Origin of the sequence: Aetokthonos hydrillicola CCALA 1050 (genome assembly GCF_017591665.1) — a bacterium.
Taxonomy (GTDB): domain Bacteria; phylum Cyanobacteriota; class Cyanobacteriia; order Cyanobacteriales; family Nostocaceae; genus Aetokthonos; species Aetokthonos hydrillicola.
The window spans coordinates 1-4766 of record NZ_JAAKGC010000209.1 but is presented as its reverse complement, the minus strand read 5'-3'; the positions used below and the strand labels follow the sequence as shown (position 1 = coordinate 4766).

The 4766-nt window shown below is 42.8% G+C and carries 2 protein-coding genes and 1 pseudogene; 1 reads left to right on the top strand and 2 read right to left on the bottom strand.

Annotated features, from left to right (window positions below):
• On the top strand, positions 1-1219 hold a 1219-nt coding region (locus tag G4P69_RS35615; protein WP_208354659.1), incomplete at its 5' end, for an MFS transporter.
• Here the strand turns inward: G4P69_RS35615 and G4P69_RS35610 are convergent.
• Both G4P69_RS35610 and G4P69_RS35605 read right to left on the bottom strand, forming a co-directional pair.
• Entirely contained in the window at positions 1216-1569 is a 354-nt protein-coding gene (locus G4P69_RS35610; protein ID WP_208340465.1) for a 4a-hydroxytetrahydrobiopterin dehydratase, read from the bottom strand. The two genes, G4P69_RS35615 and G4P69_RS35610, sit on opposite strands and share 4 nt — an antisense overlap.
• Before the next feature lie 327 nt (positions 1570-1896).
• Positions 1897-4458: pseudogene (locus tag G4P69_RS35605) on the bottom strand (polynucleotide kinase-phosphatase).
• Positions 4459-4766 lie beyond the last annotated feature (308 nt).

The window sequence follows — 4766 nt, the reverse complement described above, 5'->3', positions numbered from 1 at the left end:
CTACCGTCTGTTTTTTGCGGGACAAGGGATCTCTTTAATTGGGAGTTGGATGACGCAGCTTGCTACCATTTGGTTAGTTTATCGCTTAACCGATTCTCCAGTCTTGCTAGGGCTTGTAGGATTTACTAGTCAAATTCCTAGCTTTTTTCTGGCTCCTTTTGGTGGGATATTTGTGGATCGGTTTTCTCGCCAGCGTACTTTAATTGGTACGCAGATACTAGCAATGATTCAGTCATTAGCGCTAGCAGTCTTAGCACTAACAGGGGTCATTCATATTTGGCATATCATTGTCTTAAGCTTGTTTCAGGGATTTATTAATGCCTTTGATGCTCCAGCACGACAAGCATTTGTCCCAGAGTTAGTAGAACAGCGAGAAGATTTAGCTAATGCGATCGCCGTCAACTCTACAATGTTTAATGGTGCGCGATTAATTGGTCCAGCGATTGGTGGATTGTTAATTGCTATAGTTGGTCCAGGATATTGTTTTTTAATTGATGGCCTTTCATACATCGCTGTCATTATCGCTTTACAAGCGATGAAAATCAAGCCAAGAGAAAACAGATTTACTCACGCTAATCCCTTGGAAAGCATAAAAGAAGGATTTCAGTATGCTTTTGGTTTTGCACCAATTCGTTCAATACTATTACTCTCAGCCTTAGTAAGCTTTTTCGGCATGCAATACACGGTTTTAGTACCAATTTTTGCAGAAAAAATTCTGCAAGGTAGTGCAGATACCCTAGGATTTTTAATGGGAGCGTCAGGAGTTGGCGCATTAACCGGTGGGATATATTTAGCGACACGCAAAACAGTGGTAGGGCTTGGTAAACTAATAGCACTAGGACCTGGTATTCTAGGACTTGGACTTATAGGTTTTGCTTTATCTCGCTCTTTGCCATTGTCTTTATTCACAATGTTATTTGTCGGCTTTGGCACAATTATACAAGTTGCTGCTGGCAATACAGTTTTGCAGACGATTGTCGAAGAGGATAAGCGTGGACGGGTGATGAGCTTATATACAATGTCATTTTTAGGTACGATACCCATTGGTAATTTATTAGGAGGCGCGTTAGCAACCCATATCACCGCGCCTAATACCTTAATTATTGATGGAATCGTTTGTATGTTAGGGTCATTAATTTTTATCAGACAATTGCCTGTTTTAAGGCAATTGGTCCGCCCAATTTATATTCAGCAAGGTATCATAACACAAACTCGCTAAACGTTAAAAGATTGAGTGGCTACTTTATCAGTTTTTGCAGCCATAATAAAATCATTGCGATGTAGCCCATGAATGGAGTGAGTCCACCAACTCACCTTTACTTTGCCCCATTCTGTTAGCAATGCTGGATGATGTCCTGCCTCCTCTGCAATCTCACCAACGCTGTTCGTAAACGCTAATGCCGTTTTAAAGTCCTTAAAATTGTAAGTCCTTTCCAGACGAGGCTCTCCATCTATATTTAAGATTTCCCAGTCTGGAATTTGGGGCTTAAGTTCTTTAATTTCTACCTCTGTAACTTGCGGTGTATCGTTGTTACATACACCACATTTTTCCTGTGCCAAATCAGTCATAGCAATCTCCTCGGTCGTTAAAGGTTAGGCGGATATTTTTTCTTCTCTGTCCAGAGAAAGAAGTATAATTTAATAAAAATTAATAGATTGTAATCAATAATAAAAAAAATTTTGATCAGTTGCAATGATATCACCTTGGCAATCTCCACTTCCACTAGGAGAATATAAAATGAGTCCAGTGGTTATCTAATTTTGATGATATCCTCTCGATTGATAGAGGCGATCGCGCTGCATCGGAGGGTATTAGATAATAGTGGAAAGGAAATTTTTATTTTTTTGTCTCATTTAGATCCGCGTGATTATACCCAATTAACAAGCAGCAATTCATCACAGTCGCGGGTCTATAGGTTCACTCTCGAGAGCCAAAATCCCGAAAACGCATTCATGAACTCGACGCAGGGGAGCATGATTAACAAATCGCTCTAATGCTTCAATACCTAAAGCAAACTCACGCATAGCGAGCGATCGCTTCAACGTCAGTCCACGTTGGCGCAAACGTTCGAGATTTTCTGGTGTTGAGTATTCAGGACCATAAATAATCCGCAAATATTCCTGTCCACGGCATTTAATAGCAGGTTGTATGTTGCCGTGACTGCCTTTAACAATGAATTGTATAGGCTTAGTGACCATACCTTCACCCCCAGCTTCAGTAAGTTCTTCCCACCAGCGAACCCCGTCTGCTTGAGAGTGTAAATCTGTCAAATCTATAACCTTGTAAGTAGTGTTCAGAAATAATTCAGGGTCATACTGGGCTATTTTTGCAGCTTGTTCCATATGCCAGCAATGGTCTTTATCAGTATGGACAGATCCCTCAGTTGCCAGTATATGGAAAGGAGCGAGCTTAAAGTCAGAAAGATTATTAACAGACCAACAGTAGCGACGATAGGCACTAATGTACTGAGTTGCCATCTTTGCACGTTGTTGGTAGTGATTGAGTAGAGTGCTGACTTCAATGTTGCGATCGCTTGCTTGCTTTAGTAAACTAACAGCATCAGTCAAACCAAGGCGTGACGCTACGCCGACAGCTGCATACTGTTGACGCAACAAACCCTGAGCTTTTGCTGACTAAGGCATAAGTTCGCAATCTAAACAAACCCAGTCAGTATTAAATCTTTGCCAAAAGCCACTATCGGAAAGAGCAGCATTTACCCGGTTTAAAAATTCTACCTCTAATGTAGGATCAAAAAATCGCCTTCCGGTACGAGTGTAGCAGATACCAATACCCTCTTGTTCCCCCACACCAAAGCATCTTTGGGCAGCTTCTAAATCTCTACAAACAATAACCACTGCCCGTGAACCCATATGCTTTTCTTCGCATATAAGCTTAGTCACTCCATGATTATAATAGTAGGCGAAAGCTTGCTGAGGATGTTCCAGAAATCCTGTTTCTTGGGATGTTTTTACTGGGGACATCGTAGGAGGTAAATAGATCAGCCATTTAGGGTTAGCAGCAAAACGACTCATGACTTCCAAAGCTGCGATCGCATTTTCCGCTGGAATTGTCACACTAGGCATGAGGCGGGTATTAATGATGCGCTTGCCAAGTACATCTTCAATATTAAGTACATCATCAAGTTCCTGTTGCGCTGTCAGGGGGTTTTTCATTCCCTGAATTGGTCGAACGGGTTCGCAGTAAACACGAGCCGCCGGAACACTCACCAGTTCCTTTTCTGGATAACGCAAAGCAGTGAGTTTTCCCCCAAAGACACAGCCAGTGTCAATATCAATAGTATTATTGAGCCATTCAGCATCCACAACAGGAGTGTGCCCGTAGACAACCATTGCTTTGCCGCGATACTCTGCTGCCCAATTATAGCGAATAGGTAAGCCAAACTCATCAATCTCACCAGTCGTTTCACCATATAACGCAAACTCCCTCACAGCAGCAGATCCTCGTCCCTGCATCTCTTGCCTTAATCCTGCATGAGCAACCACTAGCCGTCCTTCATCTAGAACGTAGTGACTGACGAGACAATCCAGAAAGTCTTTAAGTTGTTTGGTATAAGATTCCCGTATTGCATCCGGTAAACCATCAATCTCCCCCAAAGTTTGGGCTAGACCATGGTTTACCTTAACATTTTTGCCACGTAGTTTCCGCAAAAGCTTGTTTTCGTGGTTACCAGGAACACAGATAGCTGTACCTGCTGCAACCATGTTTCGTACTAAGTTAACAGTATCTAATATACGGGGACCTCGATCTACCAAATCACCTAAAAAAACCGCTTTACGTCCCTGTGGGTGGTGGTATGTGGGAGTGGGAAATGAGCGGGAGATTTGGTAGTCTAACTTTTGTAGTAGTGTTTCCAGTTCGTCGCAACAACCGTGGATATCGCCAATAATATCAAATGGACCGTGTTCGTGTTTAAGGTTGTTCCAAAGAGGTTGACGTTCAATTTCAACAGCTTCTACCTCTTCTAAAGAGTTGAGGGTGTAAACGTAGCGGAAGCCTTCACGTTCTAGATTTCGCAAAGAACGCCTCAGAAACTGAGTGTGACGCCGTACCACATGAGAACCAAATTGACGATTAGAACGTTGTTGGTTACGTTCTTGGCACAGTTGTTCTGGCAAATTAAGGACAATAGCCACAGGAAAGCAATGATACTGACGTGCGATCGCGACTAATTGTCTGCGATCTTCTTGCTGGACGTTGGTAGCATCTATTACCGTCAGTTTTCCTGTGGCTAGTCGTTTAGCAGCAATGAAGTGTAGAACCTCAAAAGCATCATTGGAAGCAGATTGGTTATTTTCCTCATCAGACACCAACCCACGACAAAAGTCTGAAGAAAGGATCTCAAAAGGCTGAAAATGGGTGCTAGCAAAAGTCGATTTCCCAGAACCGGATGCACCGATTAACACTACCAAAGAAAGTTCCGGAAGAGTTAGTTTCATAGCGATTTGTTGATTTCAGGAGTTACAAAACAATGGGCATTGGGGATTGGGGACTGGGGAGTAAGTGTTACTTGTAAAAATCCCTGCTCCCCGATTTTTGACTTTTGACTTTTGAACGCCAGGTGCTTCAAGCCGGGGAACCCGTCCAACGCACTGGCTCCTTTTGACTTCCCCAACGGGGCTACTCCCTCTGAAATACCCCCATCTGCGTAGGTGAGCCAACTTCTAGATCGTCCTCTCCTATTGGTTGAATTTTCACTGTGTAGTTGAAGCGTTCTGCAACTCGATTTGCCCAGTTTTGAAACTCT

What these genes read in the sequence shown, in the direction of transcription:
- G4P69_RS35610 (WP_208340465.1), bottom strand. Translation starts at nt 1,569, where the DNA reads ATGACTGATTTGGCACAGGAAAAATGTGGTGTATGTAACAACGATACA.